This is a genomic window from Flavobacterium chuncheonense (assembly GCF_042686145.1).
In the GTDB taxonomy this organism is placed as follows: Bacteria; Bacteroidota; Bacteroidia; order Flavobacteriales; family Flavobacteriaceae; genus Flavobacterium; species Flavobacterium chuncheonense.
In genome coordinates, this window is the sequence record NZ_JBHUPC010000017.1 from 200,766 (window position 1) to 218,581 (window position 17,816).

Below are 17,816 nucleotides of genomic sequence, written 5' to 3' on the forward strand. Positions count from 1 at the left end.
AGAACAAGTGATAATTTGTTACCATAGTGCTGCAACGTATATTTTAATTGAATATTCCACTCCCCATTATAACAGTACTAGCAGTAACAACGCCAATAATTACAACCTTCAATTTCATGTTTGAACCGTATAAATGACCATATAAAGTGGTTAAAATATCCAAATCAGTTACTTTTGTGTTTGATATTTCAATTTCGTATTGATTCTTATCGAGGAATTGATTTTCGTTTCTAATTTTTAACAACGTATTATTTTCCTTATCTGCCATTTTAGTTCCCCATTTCGATCCAAAAACACCTGTTATTTTGTATCCTGTTTCTTGAATTTTTGTAGCTCCAGAAAACGAATTTGTTTTCAAATGATAAATAACTTTTTCATTGTCATAAATTTTCGTTTCCCACCCATTACGAGATAATTGGTAGATTTTTTCTCCGATTTTAATTTCAGTATTTTTGAAATTCTTTTGTATTGTAATTCCTCCAATTAATACCTCTTTCTCGTTATAAACATTTATTATGTCATTTTCTAATTTTGCGGTCATAAATTTCTTTTATATGGATTTCTCTTACTCACGTTATAGGTTTTACTCAACAATTTAGGCTATGAAAAGTTGTGTGTAAATAAAAACGAAACGATCAGCCTAATTTAATAAAATAAATAAACGAAAAGATTAAGTTGGGTAGAATACAACAATTTTATAGGGTAAATGTTGAATTTTAGTGCTTTTTTATAAGGATTGGTTAATTGTAGTGTACAAAATATTTGCAATGTAATCAATTTATATTTTAATAGCGTAGACTAATCTTATGTTTGCATAGGCACCATTACCAAAATTAGAGTTTGCATTCAGCTGAGTTCTATTATCTCCAATTGTAATAAGGGGTAAAGCCAAATCAATTTTGTCATCCTGTTTATACTGAGCGTAACTTCTTCCAAAAGAATATCCATATCTCCCCTCAATAGATAGTCCACCCGCAATAGTATAACTAAAAAAAAGGCCTAAATCAATACTTCTTCTTTCTATATAGTCATCCTGATAAGTTTCTTCTCCTAAACGATAAGATGTTACCAACCCGAAATGGTGAGTCCCTATATTAAACTTTTTGTTTACTTTGTATTTAACTTTGGAATAAATAGGGAGTAACCCTGATATAGACCACCTTTCAGACATTTTCCATTCTAGGTTCACCAAGGGGACTACATTAGGACCAAATGCTTCTTGATTATACAAGATTCCATAACCGATTTCCAATCGTTCATGATACACTTTATTGTAAATAAATGTTCCTCCAAATTGGAAATGTTGACAACCTATATTTTTAAAATCACTCATTAACCTAGGGATGAAAACTGCTTGAATTGAATTTCCGTTTGATAGTTTCTGAATCAATCCAGTTCTTAAGACAAGTCCATATACATTGATTGGGTTGGCTATATTATCAGTCATATCAATATTAGTATTTACATTCCACCACATATAATTAACACTATTATACCAAATCTGTTTTTTATTCAAAACAATTGGAACAATCAAATTAACCATAGCGCCGCTTTCGGTTGTTTCGCCAGTATAAGGAGATGAAGTGTCAAAAGATTGTGGTGTACTAAAATGCCCTGATACGGTTAAGAGTTCTAATGTTTCTTGAGCAGTAATTAACGATACCGACCCGATAATCAAAAATAAAACTAAAAAGAATTTAATATTCATCTTTTGAATTGCGATAAGTTGGTTTTGGTATTCTTAAAAGACTGAAATTTTCAATTTTAATGTTATTTTCAACAATAAAACTACAAATGTTTGCCAATGGTTGCGTGAAAATCTGCTAAAATTTTTCCGTCATAAACCGAAGATACTAAATTTACGGGTACTTTCCGAAGGAAAATTCGAAGCAATGAACGGAATATGGTGATAGCAGTAGACTTATTTTTAATTTTTATATTTTTCGATAAAAACATTGTTTGTTAATTCATGAGTATCAACAAACATGTATTCTTCATAATAACCTACTTCGGTTTTACCGTCAACAAATATTTCTGTTTCTATTGTTATACACAATACACCTTTAATTTTATGCTCAGAATTTGTATTAAAAAAACTAAAATTGACTCTGTTCGAACCATTAGATTTAAATGATAAAATTTTATCTTCTTCGGTGTTTGCAGATGTAATTGCTTTAAATTCAATATTTAATATTTTCTTTTTTTCATATACAACATCTAGATGTCCTTTATAATTGAAAGGTTTATATTCTTTAAAATCTAAATTATAAAAATGACTATTTAAAGAATCAATTCCTGTTCCAGAAAAATGTTTTGCTTGATTTAAGAAGATATTTTCTTTAGTAGTTCCGTAAACTTGAAGTTCAATTAATTGATCAGTTGCACTTTCTCTTTTTTTAAAACTTTTAATCCAATAATAGTTGTGTTTTGTGAAATCTAAAGTTTCTGTGTTGTCTTGCCCTTTTTTGTTTCCACAAGAATTTATTAAGGCAAAAAGAAAAAGCAAAACGCTAAATTTTTCCATTTTAAATACTTTGATTTTTATTGCTTTAATGCTAAAGGTTCGCGTCCATAAGTAGAGGCATTTAGCCAAAAACAAACTATTTCAAATATAACACAAACTTCTTAATGTTGAAGATCAGCGACGAAGTGAGCACAGGTGAATTAGAATTCGGAAGAGCCTTTGATGCAAACCTTTTTTGGTGCGACATTTACATTATTCACAGGTTGATTTTAAGGATGTCTTTCCATTTTCTGTAACCATTTTGAAACCATTATCTAACATTGGTTGAAAACTTTTTCGTCCTGTAAACTGCCAAAGGGCATATCCATACTGACATTTATTTATTATACCAGCCTTGTATTCATTCAACATGAGTTCCTTTAATTCTTCCCAATAGTGTCGAGGGGAGTGGATAAATATTAGCAATGGATTAAATTCTGGGTCAACTATTTCTTTCTTGTAGTACTTTTTTATACGCTCAATACTAGGAAAACCATATTTTTTAGTAATTGCTATCAATCTTTCGGTGTGTTGAGCATCCATCGGATTAATATATTTTTTCCAAATAAGTGTAGCAATACTGTCTGATTCAAATTTTCTTTTTTTCAATTCTTCAACTCTCAAACTATCAGGAAGATTTTCTATTCTGTCGGTTTCTGATTTGTCAAAGGTTTTAAAAAGGGTGTACTCACGCATAGTTTGGTCATATCCATACATAAATTCCAGTTCTTCTACTATAAGGTTAATATCCTTTTGCAAAAGGGAGTCTTTAAAAGATTGTGAATAAATAGCATTATTTAATAATAAGCTAAAAATCAAGAGGATTAATTTCATTTGCAAGGTTTTTTTGAAGAATTGTATCAAATATTCAGAGTTGGTTATAATGAAGCAAAACGGTACACAGCCACAAGTAATGGCTTGAATCAACACAAAGCCATAACAAATATATCGTAAAGTTTTGAATTTCTAGAAACCCGAGAATAAAGTGCGAAATGCCTAGCAAAATTCGAAAGTAGGCGGGCAGCCATATTAAGAGCTAAACAATGTTATCACAAGTATTTTTTTATTCAAGATTTTCCACAAACTTTTTAAAATCTGCAGAATAATAATTCCCATCACGATTCAAATCTGCATTTTCTACATTGTAATTGATTAAGTCTCTATCAGCTGTAATTATAATTGAAAATCGCTTATTTTCAAATTGTCCAATTGCAGAAATTCCACATTCTGATTCATTTCTAACGGTTATACCTTTTGGAATTTTAAATAGGCAATTTTCGCCCATAAAATTTCCTACTTCAATATCTTCTTTTAATATTCCAAGCTCATGTGATGGAGAATTGATTTTATTCCAAAAGTATAGTAAAACAAAAAATATATTGAACGTAATTGATAACCAAAATATAATCTTTTTCATGAAGTATTGATTAATAGTTGTGATAACGGTTTGGTGTATGATCAGAAGCGGGTTTTTACTCACAAACTTTTGGGTAGTTACTCACATAGAATTTTGTTTATACTTTTATAGTTTTGCTTAAATTGTTATTATTTATAAACCGTGTTTGCGGCAGTTTTTATTTCAACTGCACAGGTTCAATTTTATATCCTAAATTCATTAATTGGTTAATCAATCCACATTCATACCAATAATGACTAAACCCAACAGCAATAAAACAATTATTAGTTTCAATTAATGACTTTATTGTTTCCATCCATCTTGCATTCCTATCAGTTAACATTAAGGAATTTAAACAAGGCTTATCTAACTGTAAATCTATATTTAAATTTGTAAACCAGTTTATCTCTTGACAACTACTGGTATCCTTAGTCCGTATTCTATTAACAGCATAAGAAAGTCTTTTTTTATGGGTTCTTCGTGGCATTCCTTCAACATCTTGATTTATCCATTTGATTTGATTGGCTGTAGTTTCTAACCCAATCACCTTCAAATTAAAATCCTTTGCTCTAGATACAATATAATCATCTAGCGTAAACGATGTATCCCCTTCAGCTCTTTTTTTACAGATATATTGCTTGTGATGTCTGTTCAGAAAAGTGTACATCTCGGTAGGTGTCATTTTGGTATAGTCAGTATTGCTGTTTTGAAGTAGTGCTTTGATGAAAGTATAATCTTCTTTATTGAAATATTTTTCCCAATCAGTTGTTGTAGTCCTTTTAGATACAATATCTGGAAACATTTGTCCAGGAATATTCAAACTTTCAAAGATTGCAATTTCACTAGATTCAAGTGCTTCATTTGCTATTGGTAATGAATCAAAAAAAGACTTTCCAAGAGCGTGATGTGTTCCAAATAGGTAGGTTTCTTTGTTTGAATTTTCTTTAGTGACTTTAAAAAGAAGCGTTTTATTATTATCAAATACAGCGCTGTTTTGACCAAAAAGTAAAGTAGAAGTCAATACAAAAAGTAAGAATGTAGTACGGTGTTTTATTTTCATTTTTTCTTAATTAACGCCAATGGTTAGGGGCTATAAGCAGTAGTACCAAAACATAACCAAGCCTTAACAAATATAATTTTATTTTAAAATAATTGAAGATGTGAGCATAAAGCTTTCGGCTACCACTAAACGGTGCTTGTAATACGAAACCCGCCTATTGCAAATGTGCTGTTAACGGTAGTTTTATTTATATGCTATTGCAGCACTTGATGGACCGGCCAATGGAATGATAGAAGTTGCCTTGAAACCAACGGTTTTTGCCCACCTATTAAAATCAGCAAACGTATAATCAAAACCGTTACCGGTTTCTATTAGCATGTTTAAACTCATCATCATGCCGAAAACATTTTTATTTCGCTCATCATCTATTACTCCCTCAATTGCTACAAATGCACCACCATTTGGTAAAGCATCGAAAGCTTTCTGCATCAGCATTATTTTGGTTTCTTCATCCCAGTCGTGTAATACATTTCCCATCACAACAACATCGGCAGCAGGTAGTGTATCCTTAAAGAAATCACCTTTTGCAGTTTTTACTCTGTCATCCAATTGAAATTGTTGTATCGTTGCTTTGGCAATAGGTTCAACTGGTGGCAAATCCCATGTGGTACAATTCATATGGGGCTGATTTTTGGCAACCATCAACGAAAGTAATCCTGCAGAACCGCCCACATCAATAAGTCTTTTGTATTTTGAGAAATCAAATGTCTGAGAAAATGCCATAAAATTTCCCATTTGAATTCCACTCATGGCATGGATAAATTCTTTTAATCTGTCGGCATCAGAATATAAAGCCTCAAAAAGATTACCTCCGCCTTTTGATTCATTTTGAGGAAGACCTGTCATTAATCCTTCTTCTAGATTGCCCCAAAAATTGTAAAGACGATTGTTCAACATCTCCAGCATTCCTCCAATATAAGAGGGTTTATTTTTGTCGAGAAAAAAATCCGTTTCGATACTGTTTGAATATTTCGAAGTTTCAAGTATACCCTCACGATTAAGAAAACCAAATGTTGTAAGCGAGTCTAAATAATCATAAACATTGCGGTCGGAGCATTTAAAACCTAAAAGTGATTTCAGTTCAACAGCTGAAAGTGTTTTCTTTTCGGCAAGTATTGTGAAAATTTGAAATTTTACGGCTGATAAAAGAATTTTTGAAGCCCAAAAACCAGTGCCTATTTTCATAATATTTTCGGGAGTGGGATGATTATGTTTTTCCATAATGTTGATATTTTTTATTGCCTATTCGATACAGTTTTCAGCTTACCCATTTTATGTTTTAGTGTTATTAACCCTTAGTTGTAAGGCTTTGTGTATTGTCCTTAGAAATAGGTTAACCATTTTGGTTATGAGTTCAGCTTATAAAATTTGTATTCATGTATTTGATTCTTGTGTGCAAACTCAAGTGTTTTCATCTCTAAGCTATAGTGCCTTCTTTCGTTATTGTATGTGTTCACGGCTTGTTTAAGCATTTTCTGAGCTTGCTCTAAATTAGGGAATGTTTTCAATAAACCAAACTCATAGAACAAAAGATTATAAGAATATGACAACTAGCGGAATTTCAAGACTCGAGCACTATGTATGAACTGCCTGGCAAAATTCAGAAGTAGACGAAAACAAGCAATTACTTATTGCCATTGTTGTGCGTTCGTTTTTTTGATTTAGTTACTCAATTTTAATATTCTAAAAGCTCCTTGAATTACCAAAACAAAAACTATTGTTCCAATTATTAAATCAGGTTGGCTTGAACGCAACCAATTTACCAAAAGTCCAGCAATTATAACTCCTAAATTTATAATTATGTCATTTGATGTAAAAATCAAACTCGCTTTCATATGTGCCTCTTCTTTGCTTTTTGACTTTTGCAAAATATAAAGACAAATGCCGTTAGCGACAAGAGCAAAAATCGAAGCGATAATCATTGTTGAAAAATCGGGAAGTTGCTCTTCTCCGAAAAATCGTCTTATAACTTCTACAAATCCAACAATCGCGAGTGTTATTTGAAAATATCCAGCAAGTTTTGCAATCCGATTTTTCTTAATTAAAGTTCCGCCTACCGCAAACAAGCTAATTCCATAAACAAAACTGTCCGCAAGCATATCTAAGCTGTCCGCAACAAGTCCCATAGATTTTGAGATAATTCCAGTGGTTATCTCGATTAAGAAAAAGGCAGAATTTATTCCGAGTACTGTCCAGATTAGTTTTTTCTGGTTTGAGTTTTCATTAAATTCCGTTTGCTCGGTTTGTTCGGTCGAGATTATCTTTCCGCCTAAGTTCAGTTCAAGTACTGACTTTTCGATTTGGTCGATTTGTCCGCTGTGAAAAAACAATCAATTTTCGATTAGGAATGTCAAAGTCCAAATTCGCAATACAAGAGATTCCCTCCAATTTCATCCGGATTAAATTCTCCTCAGAAGGACAATCCATTTTTGTAATTTCAAATATCGTTTTGTTCATTCAATTTATCGTTTTTAGGACATTAACCACAACGGTTTGCGGCTACAAGTAGTGGCGACGGGCCAAAACAAAGCCATTTGAAATATTCCGCAAAATCTTGAATTTTCGGAAACCCGGTACAAAGGACGAACTGGCGTAGCAATTTTTGGGTTATAGCTAACTAAGGGATTACTTGTAACCGATGTTGGCAAATCTTATTTATTTGAAATATTTTTTTGCCTTTTCCCAAATTTGATGTTTCCCATGCTCACCTAAATAATAATAGAATTTTCCATCAGGCTTTATTAGTATATAATTACCGTATCGTACTTCGTATGGAAAAAATAAACTTTTCAAAATGTTTTCTTTATCTGTTAACCAATTGATTTTGCCATGATGATAGTATTCCAAATTATCAGATTCAGGGGAGTTAACCCAAAATTGGTTAATATTTGCTATTTTATAGAGTTTTTTTAAATAATCTCTGTCCAAAATATTCCAAGTAGATTTTAATTTTTTGTTTTCTGCTTTTTTAGGAAATGCAGTTAAGTAGTTTATTACAATACACTGAGTTGAATCAATTTTCTTATTGCTTAAATCTGTCAAATACATTTTTAAAATTGTAAAAGTGTTTTTGTCAAGTTTTCCAAATCCCTGGCGAGTTATTAACAAACCAATTTGAATCGTATCATTTTCATAATATATATCCAAATTTTTATTGTAATCTCTTGTCTCTATAAACTTTTGATTACTTATTTTTTCTCCACTTTCATTATAGAAAATTATTTGCTTTTCTTGACTAAAAAGAAGACAATTGAAAAGAAAAAAAAATAATAGAAATTTCATATTTTGTGTTTTATTTTAAAGTTTGCCATTGGACTGCGCCTTGTAGCCGTTGTGTAAATTTAAGACAAATGTTTACCAGTACAAAACTCCTCGTGGAATTTTCGGAGACTCGAGCACTATGTGCGAACTGGCGAAGCAAAATTACGAACGGAAGCCAAGCCTAGCAATTGCAACAAACGGCTGTTATGTGGCGTTTTTTTAGAAAGTTTTGTTTTTAAATCATATTAAATTTAAAACTTAAATTTTGTCTTTCTTGTTGAATATTATGTCTAAACTCTTTTAATATATTTATTGTTTCTTCATTTAAATGTGTTGGTGGAGTAGTTCTACGAATGTTAGAAATAGGATTTATGGATTCAATTAAATCATTTTCAACTTCTTCAATAATTTTATTGTCTGTCATTTCAAATGTTGCCCAAACAATATGTGTAGTTCCATATTTTTTTAGATTTCGAGGTAACTCTTTGTGGTATTGCTTTTCCCACATTGTTGGAAAAGCTAACAAAGATTTTGCTCTAATTTCATCTTCAGTATGAAAATGTTTTACAATAAAAGCTCTTTCATCTCGTAGTTCTTCTAAAACTCGTTGTTTTAAGGAAGTAACTTTTCCCTCTCCTGATTTTCCAAGATAAATATTTGTCCAAAATTTCTTCTCGTTAAAATTTCCCCAAAGGTAAAAACCTCTTTGCGTCGGAATTGTATCAGCAATTTCTTTTGATATTTTTCTATAAGATACACCTGCGTTTGATTTTACATCGATGCAATCGGTAGCAGTTTCCAATTCAAGCATTTTATATAACTTTTCAAGACTTACGATTCCGCTTTTTTTTATTACGAATTCATCGTTGTTTTATATATGATCTGTTTTCATTTTTGTATTTTATATTTAATTTTATCGATTTCGGTTTTTCCAAAATGCCACATAACGGTCTGCAGCTATAAGTAGTGGCGAAGAACCAAAACCAAGCTATTTCAAATATACCGCAAACTTTTGAATTTTCGGAGAAAATTCGGAAGGTTGCCATAACCTGCCATTACTTATAACTGCTGTTGGCGTTAGTTTTTATTTTATTTTTTAGTTTTTGGAAGTGATCCCAATTAAACGACCGATCGATAAATGATATTTGCAAATTAAATAGCAAAGGGAGGTCGGAACTACTTTTAATATAGACTTCGTATGAATTAGCAGCATTCGAGCCAACTTTTTGATTAAGTAATGTCATACGATTAATATCGAATAAATAGTAAATGACTTCTTGTTGTAAATTCTTGTCAATAGTATAAGTTGTTTTTTCTGTTTGAAAATATTTCTTTCCTTCATTCTTATATCGACAAGCTACGGAGTCATAAGTAAAAGTCACTTTTGTTAAGTCTTTGTCTTTGTGAATTTTTAACCATTCACGATGTCCACCCCATTCTCCGCAGTCAGCATACTCTGCCAAAATAACTAAGGTGTCGTTATAAATTTTACCTAATAGTCCTTGAGTAGTATCAATTCTTAGACTATCAGGAAACCCTGAAAAATCAGGGCGAAATGATAAACGATTAATTGAGTCAAGAAGTAGAAGATTTTGATCAGTTAATTCCTTATTTTTCTGTTCTAAGTCAACTTTGTTTGAACAAGACACGTTTAAAATTGAAATTGCTATTAAAGTCCAGAGTTTCTTCATTTTTTAAATTAACGCCAACGGTTTGCCGCTTGTGTCAGTTGCGTAAATTTAGCCTAAAAGTTTACAAGTACAAAACTCCTCGTGGAATTCTTGGAGGCTCGAGCACTGTGTGAGAAGTGATCAAGTAAAATTCCAGAGTAACGCAAGCCTAGCAATTGCTACAAACGGCTGTTAGCAATAGTTTCTATTATTCAACGATTATTTTCTTTAACCAGATCTTATATTCTTTTAAACCAAATATTAAATATTCTTCATTGTTTTTTAAAACTTTATATGGACTAAATGAATCATTATTACCTTTTGCTCCATCTACAAATTTCCATAAAATTTCACCTTGATTGTTGCTTTTAATCAGTGTGGCCAAGTTATAACCATTAACATCATTAAAAAGTGATAAATAATTACCGTCATCATCTTGAATAATATCTTTTCCGTAATATTTAAATTGTTCTTCATACTCTTTGATTTCCCATAATATATTTCCAGAATCATCCATTTGAACAATCCATCTAGCTTCAGTATCATTACTGTAATCTATGCCATATTTTCCAATGAAATTTGCTTTATTATTGTTATCGATTAATATACGATTAAAGTAATCATCAATTCTTGGAATGCCATATAGTTTATCAAAAACCATATTATTATTTAAATTATATTTCATTATTGAAGCATCATAACTCGTAAAAGCTGTATTTCCTACATAAAAATCCACAACTCTTTTTCCTCCAAAATTATATTTATTTCCAAGTTTGTCATAAATGATGTTATAAAAATTATTGACATTGGTGTAGTTTAGTTTAATGTTTGATAAGATATCACCATCAGAATTAATTTTCACTTCTCTAAAATAAAAGTCTTCTGAATTTTGAAATGTTGAATCAGATCGAAACATAATTTTAAGTTCAGTAGATTTATTTGTAAAATCAATTGCTTCATCTAGATGTATATTTTGATCTACGTTATTTGCACTATAATTTTTTATCCATAAAATGTTACCTGAATTATTGAATTTTAATCCATAGACTTCGTAATTACCTAATCCAATATTAGAGTAATTCATTTTACTTAATATAGAAATATATTCATCATTTTCTACTTCTAATACTCCTGCAAGATGATCTTTTTCAGTACTTTCATTAATTATGAATGTCCAAACTAGATTGAGTTGGTTATCAATTTTGCTAATTCGTATTCCTGTATTGAAGGGGAATTCTGTAATCAGTTCATTAGTAAAAAAAATAAAACCATCATTTTTTTTGATTATTTTGATTATATCAAATGCATTGAAAGAATTTAGAATTTGATTATCAAAAGTAATTTCTATTCTTGGAGTGTTTAAATCAGGATTGTTAGGGTCATTAGTATTATTCATCTCATTTTCCTCTTTAGAACAACTTACTAAAAAGAAAATAGAAATAATGTAAAACAATGGATTAAGTTTCATAATTTTAAAATGGGTGTTAACGTTCTGCCGCTTGTAGCAGTTGCGTAAATGTATAGTAAAAGTTAAAAAGTACAAAACTCCTTATGGAATTCTTGGAGACTCGAGCACAAAGTACGAACTGGTGAAACAATTATCGGGAAATTCTTGACCTAGCCATTTACTTAAACTGCTATTAACAGTAGTGCTTTATTCAAAATATGGATCCATTATTCCGTTTTTGTTGTAACTCTGCTTTTCGGATAATTGTTTCTTGTTGATACTTGCTGAGATTGCATTTGAATCTAGAAATTTGTCTTTACCAAGTATCAGCCTATATCGAATTTCAGTACTCAATTTACCTTTAAATTTTGGGATAAGAAATTCCCAATATTCATTAGGGTTTAAAAAAACATTATGATAACTATTTCCGCAACTACTAGAAGGTAAATACTCAATGTTCTTCCATTCTCCATCAACTAGTGCTTGTGCAATAATTTAAATCCTGCTGTCTGATGCTAAAAGTTTTATTTGCTCTTCTGTAGAATTGATTAAATATAATTTATAAGCTAAATATTTGTTCCCAATTGAAGAAGTGTTCAACGTGTCAATTCTGAGTATGAAGCTTTTTGCATTGAATTTCTCTATTGCATTTTTTTTGGGTAAGTTATCATTTCCGCCGTAGCCACCTAATGCAGTAGTGTCAACCGTAGAAGAACAAACGTATTTATTGCCACGAAGCATAAACTTGATGTTGAGTTCTGTTAACTTTTGGGAATAAGAATTTCCCATAATTAATACTAAAAAGATAAAAAGTAGTCTTTTCATATAGGGTTTTCTTTGTATTACTGCTAGCGGTTTTGCATAACTTGCGACACGGTTTTAAAGTTAATTAATTTTTCGGTTAGTGAGTTTATGGTTTTCCCCTAAAGGAATCAAGCTACAGATTCAGCCGTGTTGCTAGTTATACGATGTTGTGCTTTTGTTATTGTTATTTAATTCATCTTCGATTAAAGATATTAGCGTTTCGGCATCGGTTTTGGTAGATTTTAGAGTTTTTACGATTCTGTTTTTTTTTGATATTGCTTGTCTAATATGGTTTCTAGACTCAATACTCGACACCAATTTTATCAAAGCATTTTTTCTAACAGCTTCCTCATCGGAATAGGGTATAAATTCTACGCCTGCAAATACTGCGGATTCAAATTGATTGTCTAAAGCCCAAAATTCAAATGATTTTATGTTAGAATCATATTCCCATTTAATTACATTTTCTAAATAAAACAAGTTGGAAGTATAGTAGCTACTAATAGCGTTAAATAGATTGTTAGAATCGAGAATTTTTGAAATTCCTAAATTTTTTATTTTTTCAAAGGCTTGAGTCGTTACTCTGTAAGTAACAACTTTTGTTGGTAGTAAAAAATAGAGTGAATCGGCAGAAAATGAATCAAAGTTTTCAGTATTTAAAATTAATTTACCATTAGAGATACTTTTTTCATATCTTCTTATATCTCTATTAAGGCCTGTTATATCTGCTTTTAAATCTGATATCATATTATTTAATAAATCAACTGTCTGTTTAGTTTTTATGCGCTCTTGATTCCAATTATTAATTGAAAGGGCAATTAAAATTCCTATCACTACCAGAATAATTTCCCCTACAGCATATTTTAGATACTTACCTGTTTTCCCTTCTGAGAGGAGACTTTGCCTGATTTTTCGAAAGAACTTTATCATTGGTTAGTGGTTTGTGGTTAGTCATAATGAAGCACAACGGTCCGCGGCTAAAAGTAGTGGCACCGAGCCAAAACCAAGCCATAACAAATATAAACTATTTAAAGAAAATTCGGAACATTTTCGCAATATTCCAGAAATAGCCATTACTTATAACTGCTATTGTGCTGAGTGTTATTTTTTATTTAAATTTTCACATTTAGTTTTTAAGAGATTCATCTGACTTTCATAAATACTGTATTCAACACCACAACTAAAAGCTTTACGTGGATTTTCAACTAACTTATTATAATATTCACAACCTAATACCGTGTTTCCTTCTTGAAAAGATATAAAAGCTAATTCCTTTAATGCTTCAAATTGATAATATTTCCAAACGGTATAATTTTCAAGGATTTTTAAAAAAAGAAGTTTTTTTTCTGATATGTCTTTAGTTAAATTCGCGAGGTGATACGTATATATTGTTATATTTTTTGAATTTGGATATTTTTTATACAGTGTTTGATAAGTCAAAAATGCTTTTTCAGCAGAATACTCTTCAATATTGTCTAATTTTTTAGTTTTTTCACGATCTTCATCAGTTGGTAGATAATTTTTATCGTTACCGTTTAAAGCTTCTAGGTATGCATTAGCTTTCTCATAAAGTAATATTTCATTTTCATTTTGTGAAAACAATATATTAGTAAAGAAAATACATAAAACAATTAATCTCATGATTCAAAATATTGTCTACAACGTGTTTGTATATGAAAAGTAGCAGATTTATATGCAATTATTTTCAGTTTAAAATAAAGATAGCAGAAAAGAAATAAACTTTAAGTTTAGCTCTTAACTGCTATTTTTTATATACAATGTTGGCAACAGTATTATTATTTTACTTCATAATTTCCTGCTGTAAATTTAAACGTTCTAACTAATTTTGTCCAAGTATTTAGTTGAGAAATAGCTAAAGTTAGATTGCAGATTTCGTCTCTGTCAAAGAATTTAGTTAGTGAATCAAAAACTTCATCTGAAATTTCTGCACTTGTATCTGTCAGTAATTCAGTAAATTGAAGAACTGTATTTTCTTTTTCTGTAAAAAATGAGGTTTCTTTCCAAACGCTTAATGTCGACATACGCAACTCGGTTTCTCCTGTATGTTTTAGTTCTTTGTAGTGCATATCTATACAATAAGCACATTTGTTAATTTGTGCTACTCGTAAACGCATTAGTTCTAAAAGCTGTAGGTCTAATGTTGACTCTTTAATGTAATTTTCAATGCTCATTAATTTTTCTATCATTCCTTTTGGAATCTGGTTAAATGTAATTCGTTCCATAATTTTTTAATGTTTTAAATTAATTATGAAACAAATTTATCGGATACCTGTATTTTAAAAATTAAGATATCTTAAGAAAGAAAGAACAGTTAAGTTTTTCTTAGTTCACTTAAATATTCGGGTGTAATTTCCAAATATGAGGCAATCATATATTGAGGAACTCGCTGGATAAAATTTGGAAAATGGTTTATCAAATCATCATATCTATCCTTACTTTTCATTTTTAAATAGATATCATTTCTACGTTGAATAGCAATTAGCATATTTTCAGTGATAATTCTGAATAGCCTTTCAAATTTTGGAATAGAAATGTAGAGATTTTCCAAATCTTCTTTGTCAAACATTAATATTTGAGTTTCCTCAAGGGCTTGAATAGATGAAAGAGAAGGTGTTTGGTTGATGAAACTTTCCATATTTGTTATCCACCAATTTTCAAGAGCAAATTGAGTTATTTTTTCATTCCCTTTATTGTCAATGTAAAAAGAGCGAACTAATCCCTTTATGATGAAATATTTTTTTTTACATATTTGTCCTTCTCGAAGTATATAATCTTTTTTTTGAAATGTTTTTGATGTTAATTTAGAGTAAAATTCATCTATTTCAACGTCATTAAACTCAACATATCGGTTAAAATACTTTTTGATTAGTTCTTTCATTTATGTCTAGTCCTTATTGTTGCAAATGGTTCGCGGCTATAAGTAGTAGTGGTGAGCCAACAACAAGCCATAACAAATATAAACTATTTAAGGAAAATTCGGAGACACGACACAAAGTGCGAACTGGTGAAACAATTTTCCGAGCACTCACAGACTTAGCCATTACTTATAACTGCTGTTAACACAAGCATTAATAGGTAGGAATTGATTTGTGAATTTCAGACATGATATTTGAAATTTTATTCCAACTCCTTTTTTCATTTTTAGTAATTTCATTTAATTCTGAGCTATTATAGAAAGCTAAACAATGTTCTAACACTTTCCTTTTTTGGTATAAAGGTTTTAAATCATCTGGATAATGTCCTAGAGAGTTGATTGAATCAAGTTTTATTTTTTTTATTTCCTTTTCTATTATAGGTTCCAAAGTTTTGTCAAAAATTGCAATACCAGTAGGATTATAAAATGTTTTATCATTTTCCCATAAAGATTTTTCTAATTTTGGATTTTCGTATCCTTTTAAGACACAAAGACAAAAAGCTCTTTCTTTAAATTCAACATCCCAATTTTTAAAATTCCATTGTTTTCTTTCTTCTTTTAAAGTTTTCGATATTGTACAAGAATTAAAAAAGATAAAGCATAAACAAAATGGAACAAAGTATATTTTTTTCATGAAGTGCGTTTCAATGTTTGTGCTAACGCTTTGCGTTTATGAGAAGTAACGGATTAAAAAGCACTTCACTTTCAGTTTAGTAATACTTTTATTAAAAGCACAAACCTTTGATTTAGCACTGACCCCGTTATTTCTTATACACGCTGTTAGCAGCTGCTCTTTTTTTTTGTTATGGTTTAAACTTCTCAAATGTTTGACCGTTAAACTTATATGCTCCGTTCTCGTGTGTTCCAAGCCAAAGGTCACCATTGTTGTCTTTGTAAATGCTAAATAGTGTAATGACTTGTGAGTTATCTTGAAGGGCATAATGAGTAATTTTCGTCCCATCGTATTTCCAAACACCACTTCGATAAGTTACAAACCATAAATTATTATTGTTGTCTTTTACTGTTGATAGATACTCATTTAGACCACTTGTATTTTTCCCATCTAAACTACCTATGCTTTCGTGTCTTGTATAAAACTTATTGCTATTTAATGTTAGGCTGTCATAAATACTGTAACGGTTTTCAGTATTGAACCAAAAGTCACCATTTTTATCTTCTGTAATGGAACGCACTCCGTTGGCTCCTTCGTTACGAAATTCGGTCACATCTTCTTCGGTTATCCAATCAAACGATTTTCCATCATATCGGCAAACACCAACAGGGTTTGTACCAAACCAAATATTTCCTTTTATGTCTTTATAAATACTGTAGACTCCAAAAGGATTGGGCAGACTTGGTGGCTCAGGCAACTGCAATTTATATAAAGTTGTACCGTCATACCGATAAACGTAATTTTCTAAATCGTACGTATGTTTAAACCATAAATCTGTGGATTTAAGTTGCCAATCATTGCTGGGGATTGGAGCTAATGTTTTAAATGTATTTCCGTCAAACTTAACAATGGTCGGCTTTGGATAAAAGCTGGTGAAGTATAGATCACCAGATTCATCTTGTTGTATTTCATCAACTCTATTGTTTGGCAAACCGTGCTTTGTTGTGTAATTTATCAATTTTTTTCCATCATATCTATAAACTCCTGTTTCCCAACTTCCGAACCAGTAAACATTCTTTTTGTCTTGATAAATTACCATTATACTGCTTCCAAGTTCTTTAACGGTGTCTCCTTTTACAGATTGTGCGTCAAACTGTACTGTGCTTTTTTCCAAAGTAGAAGTTTGTCCATTGCACGATGTCAAAAGTGTTAAAATACACAGAAATAAAAGTATGTTTGATTTCATTATTTTCTGTTTGATGGTTGTAGTATCTTTGCTAAGTTACCGCTTACGGTCTCGGCTATGAGCAGTTGCGTAAATCTAGTACAAAAGATTACAAGTACAAAACTCCTTATGGAATTTTCGGAAACCCGAGCACAAAGTGCGAACTGGCGCAGCAAAATTCGGAAGTAGGAGAGCAGCCACAATAACAGCTAACCAATGTTAGTAAACGTTATTTTTTATGTAATTATAAATTTTAAAACTCTTTTCTAATTATTTCTCATTTAGTTTAGAAAAAATTTCTTGGAATGTATATTTATTATTGTTTAAATCTATAATTTTTTTAATTTCAATTATCTTATTATCAGGTATATATAGTTTTTTTAGTTTTATCGAATCATTTTTCCAATCTTCTAAATTTCCTTTTTTGAATGCTAGTTCTTTACTAGTTTGTAGTCTTTCTTTTGCAAGTTTGTAGTCTACAGTATTTTTAATTTCTAAAATTTTTTCTAATATCTCTTTGTGAGTAACTTTCTCTTTATTTTCCATGCTTTGCAATATCATTGTGACAAAAAACATTTTATTTGAGCAAATTTCGATATCAATTGGATCTAATCCACAATTTACAAAATATGAAAAATCTTCTATAGGTTCATATATTTTTTCTTCAAGACTTTTATAATCAATTGTATATTCTGAATTTAATAATTTTTCGTCACAATTTTTAATTTCTTGTGAAAAGATATTTTGAAAAATTAAAATTAAAATTACTGAGATTGTAGTTTTTTCCATAATGTTTGCTAACGGTCTCGTGTATGAGCAGTAGCGGATTTCAAGCCACTAAACTGTCAAGTAGTACCGACCTTTGATTAATGTTTTTATTTTACAAATAAGCACTGAACCCG

At 30.5% G+C, this 17,816-nt stretch carries 20 protein-coding genes and 1 pseudogene; all 21 read right to left on the reverse strand.

Annotated features, from left to right (window positions below; all coding sequences use genetic code 11):
• Positions 1–43: 43 nt before the first annotated feature.
• The 21 genes and pseudogenes from ACFS5J_RS12205 to ACFS5J_RS12305 all read right to left on the reverse strand — a co-directional run bounded on the left by ACFS5J_RS12205 (position 44) and on the right by ACFS5J_RS12305 (position 17,703).
• Positions 44–541 carry a hypothetical protein gene (locus ACFS5J_RS12205; RefSeq protein ID WP_379812492.1) on the reverse strand — a complete coding sequence of 166 codons (498 nt, stop codon included), beginning with the start codon at positions 539–541 and terminating at the stop codon, positions 44–46.
• A gap of 237 nt (positions 542–778) precedes the next feature.
• Entirely contained in the window at positions 779–1,708 is a 930-nt protein-coding gene (locus ACFS5J_RS12210; RefSeq protein ID WP_379812493.1) for a DUF6268 family outer membrane beta-barrel protein, read from the reverse strand.
• Positions 1,709–1,927: 219 nt separating this feature from the next.
• Positions 1,928–2,524 carry a hypothetical protein gene (locus ACFS5J_RS12215; protein WP_379812494.1) on the reverse strand — a complete coding sequence of 199 codons (597 nt, stop codon included), beginning with the start codon at positions 2,522–2,524 and terminating at the stop codon, positions 1,928–1,930.
• 192 nt (positions 2,525–2,716) lie between these two features.
• Positions 2,717–3,337 carry a hypothetical protein gene (locus ACFS5J_RS12220; RefSeq protein WP_379812495.1) on the reverse strand — a complete coding sequence of 207 codons (621 nt, stop codon included), beginning with the start codon at positions 3,335–3,337 and terminating at the stop codon, positions 2,717–2,719.
• Positions 3,338–3,566: 229 nt separating this feature from the next.
• Entirely contained in the window at positions 3,567–3,920 is a 354-nt protein-coding gene (locus ACFS5J_RS12225) for a hypothetical protein (protein WP_379812496.1), read from the reverse strand.
• 157 nt (positions 3,921–4,077) lie between these two features.
• Positions 4,078–4,959, reverse strand: a complete 882-nt coding sequence (locus ACFS5J_RS12230; protein ID WP_379812498.1) for a TraB/GumN family protein — start codon at positions 4,957–4,959, stop codon at positions 4,078–4,080.
• A 183-nt stretch (positions 4,960–5,142) separates the two neighbouring features.
• On the reverse strand, positions 5,143–6,180 hold the full coding sequence (locus ACFS5J_RS12235; RefSeq protein ID WP_379812499.1) for a methyltransferase: 1,038 nt from the start codon (positions 6,178–6,180) through the stop codon (positions 5,143–5,145).
• 125 nt (positions 6,181–6,305) lie between these two features.
• Positions 6,306–6,509, reverse strand: coding sequence for an integrase core domain-containing protein (locus ACFS5J_RS12240; protein WP_379812501.1), 204 nt, complete (start codon positions 6,507–6,509; stop codon positions 6,306–6,308).
• A 111-nt stretch (positions 6,510–6,620) separates the two neighbouring features.
• Positions 6,621–7,416, reverse strand: a pseudogene (locus tag ACFS5J_RS12245) (cation transporter).
• Between the two features lie 198 nt (positions 7,417–7,614).
• On the reverse strand, positions 7,615–8,241 hold the full coding sequence (locus tag ACFS5J_RS12250) for a hypothetical protein (protein ID WP_379812502.1): 627 nt from the start codon (positions 8,239–8,241) through the stop codon (positions 7,615–7,617).
• A gap of 214 nt (positions 8,242–8,455) precedes the next feature.
• The gene (locus tag ACFS5J_RS12255) at positions 8,456–9,031 is read right to left on the reverse strand and encodes a hypothetical protein (RefSeq protein ID WP_379812503.1); all 576 of its coding nucleotides are present in this window, start codon (positions 9,029–9,031) and stop codon (positions 8,456–8,458) included.
• A 244-nt stretch (positions 9,032–9,275) separates the two neighbouring features.
• Positions 9,276–9,911, reverse strand: a complete 636-nt coding sequence (locus ACFS5J_RS12260) for a hypothetical protein (protein WP_379812504.1) — start codon at positions 9,909–9,911, stop codon at positions 9,276–9,278.
• A 187-nt stretch (positions 9,912–10,098) separates the two neighbouring features.
• A complete protein-coding gene (locus ACFS5J_RS12265) occupies positions 10,099–11,358 on the reverse strand; it encodes a hypothetical protein (protein WP_379812505.1) in 1,260 nt (419 codons plus the stop codon).
• 474 nt (positions 11,359–11,832) lie between these two features.
• Positions 11,833–12,162, reverse strand: a complete 330-nt coding sequence (locus ACFS5J_RS12270; RefSeq protein WP_379812506.1) for a hypothetical protein — start codon at positions 12,160–12,162, stop codon at positions 11,833–11,835.
• A gap of 132 nt (positions 12,163–12,294) precedes the next feature.
• Positions 12,295–13,071 carry a DUF6090 family protein gene (locus tag ACFS5J_RS12275; protein ID WP_379812507.1) on the reverse strand — a complete coding sequence of 259 codons (777 nt, stop codon included), beginning with the start codon at positions 13,069–13,071 and terminating at the stop codon, positions 12,295–12,297.
• A gap of 171 nt (positions 13,072–13,242) precedes the next feature.
• Entirely contained in the window at positions 13,243–13,782 is a 540-nt protein-coding gene (locus ACFS5J_RS12280; protein WP_379812508.1) for a hypothetical protein, read from the reverse strand.
• Positions 13,783–13,937: 155 nt separating this feature from the next.
• Positions 13,938–14,384 (reverse strand): carboxymuconolactone decarboxylase family protein, encoded by a 447-nt coding sequence (locus tag ACFS5J_RS12285; protein WP_379812509.1) that lies wholly within the window; start codon positions 14,382–14,384, stop codon positions 13,938–13,940.
• Positions 14,385–14,473: 89 nt separating this feature from the next.
• A complete protein-coding gene (locus ACFS5J_RS12290) occupies positions 14,474–15,040 on the reverse strand; it encodes a Crp/Fnr family transcriptional regulator (protein ID WP_379812510.1) in 567 nt (188 codons plus the stop codon).
• Between the two features lie 190 nt (positions 15,041–15,230).
• Positions 15,231–15,710, reverse strand: coding sequence for a hypothetical protein (locus ACFS5J_RS12295; protein WP_379812512.1), 480 nt, complete (start codon positions 15,708–15,710; stop codon positions 15,231–15,233).
• A 169-nt stretch (positions 15,711–15,879) separates the two neighbouring features.
• A complete protein-coding gene (locus tag ACFS5J_RS12300; protein ID WP_379812513.1) occupies positions 15,880–16,935 on the reverse strand; it encodes a ligand-binding sensor domain-containing protein in 1,056 nt (351 codons plus the stop codon).
• A gap of 249 nt (positions 16,936–17,184) precedes the next feature.
• Positions 17,185–17,703 carry a hypothetical protein gene (locus tag ACFS5J_RS12305; protein ID WP_379812515.1) on the reverse strand — a complete coding sequence of 173 codons (519 nt, stop codon included), beginning with the start codon at positions 17,701–17,703 and terminating at the stop codon, positions 17,185–17,187.
• Positions 17,704–17,816: the final 113 nt, after the last annotated feature.

What these genes read in the sequence shown, in the direction of transcription:
- ACFS5J_RS12210 (WP_379812493.1), bottom strand. Translation starts at nt 1,708, where the DNA reads ATGAATATTAAATTCTTTTTAGTTTTATTTTTGATTATCGGGTCGGTA.
- ACFS5J_RS12285 (WP_379812509.1), bottom strand. Translation starts at nt 14,384, where the DNA reads ATGGAACGAATTACATTTAACCAGATTCCAAAAGGAATGATAGAAAAA.
- ACFS5J_RS12295 (WP_379812512.1), bottom strand. Translation starts at nt 15,710, where the DNA reads ATGAAAAAAATATACTTTGTTCCATTTTGTTTATGCTTTATCTTTTTT.
- ACFS5J_RS12250 (WP_379812502.1), bottom strand. Translation starts at nt 8,241, where the DNA reads ATGAAATTTCTATTATTTTTTTTTCTTTTCAATTGTCTTCTTTTTAGT.
- ACFS5J_RS12275 (WP_379812507.1), bottom strand. Translation starts at nt 13,071, where the DNA reads ATGATAAAGTTCTTTCGAAAAATCAGGCAAAGTCTCCTCTCAGAAGGG.
- ACFS5J_RS12235 (WP_379812499.1), bottom strand. Translation starts at nt 6,180, where the DNA reads ATGGAAAAACATAATCATCCCACTCCCGAAAATATTATGAAAATAGGC.
- ACFS5J_RS12280 (WP_379812508.1), bottom strand. Translation starts at nt 13,782, where the DNA reads ATGAGATTAATTGTTTTATGTATTTTCTTTACTAATATATTGTTTTCA.
- ACFS5J_RS12265 (WP_379812505.1), bottom strand. Translation starts at nt 11,358, where the DNA reads ATGAAACTTAATCCATTGTTTTACATTATTTCTATTTTCTTTTTAGTA.
- ACFS5J_RS12230 (WP_379812498.1), bottom strand. Translation starts at nt 4,959, where the DNA reads ATGAAAATAAAACACCGTACTACATTCTTACTTTTTGTATTGACTTCT.
- ACFS5J_RS12205 (WP_379812492.1), bottom strand. Translation starts at nt 541, where the DNA reads ATGACCGCAAAATTAGAAAATGACATAATAAATGTTTATAACGAGAAA.
- ACFS5J_RS12270 (WP_379812506.1), bottom strand. Translation starts at nt 12,162, where the DNA reads ATGAAAAGACTACTTTTTATCTTTTTAGTATTAATTATGGGAAATTCT.
- ACFS5J_RS12215 (WP_379812494.1), bottom strand. Translation starts at nt 2,524, where the DNA reads ATGGAAAAATTTAGCGTTTTGCTTTTTCTTTTTGCCTTAATAAATTCT.
- ACFS5J_RS12260 (WP_379812504.1), bottom strand. Translation starts at nt 9,911, where the DNA reads ATGAAGAAACTCTGGACTTTAATAGCAATTTCAATTTTAAACGTGTCT.
- ACFS5J_RS12290 (WP_379812510.1), bottom strand. Translation starts at nt 15,040, where the DNA reads ATGAAAGAACTAATCAAAAAGTATTTTAACCGATATGTTGAGTTTAAT.
- ACFS5J_RS12255 (WP_379812503.1), bottom strand. Translation starts at nt 9,031, where the DNA reads ATGCTTGAATTGGAAACTGCTACCGATTGCATCGATGTAAAATCAAAC.
- ACFS5J_RS12220 (WP_379812495.1), bottom strand. Translation starts at nt 3,337, where the DNA reads ATGAAATTAATCCTCTTGATTTTTAGCTTATTATTAAATAATGCTATT.
- ACFS5J_RS12305 (WP_379812515.1), bottom strand. Translation starts at nt 17,703, where the DNA reads ATGGAAAAAACTACAATCTCAGTAATTTTAATTTTAATTTTTCAAAAT.
- ACFS5J_RS12225 (WP_379812496.1), bottom strand. Translation starts at nt 3,920, where the DNA reads ATGAAAAAGATTATATTTTGGTTATCAATTACGTTCAATATATTTTTT.
- ACFS5J_RS12300 (WP_379812513.1), bottom strand. Translation starts at nt 16,935, where the DNA reads ATGAAATCAAACATACTTTTATTTCTGTGTATTTTAACACTTTTGACA.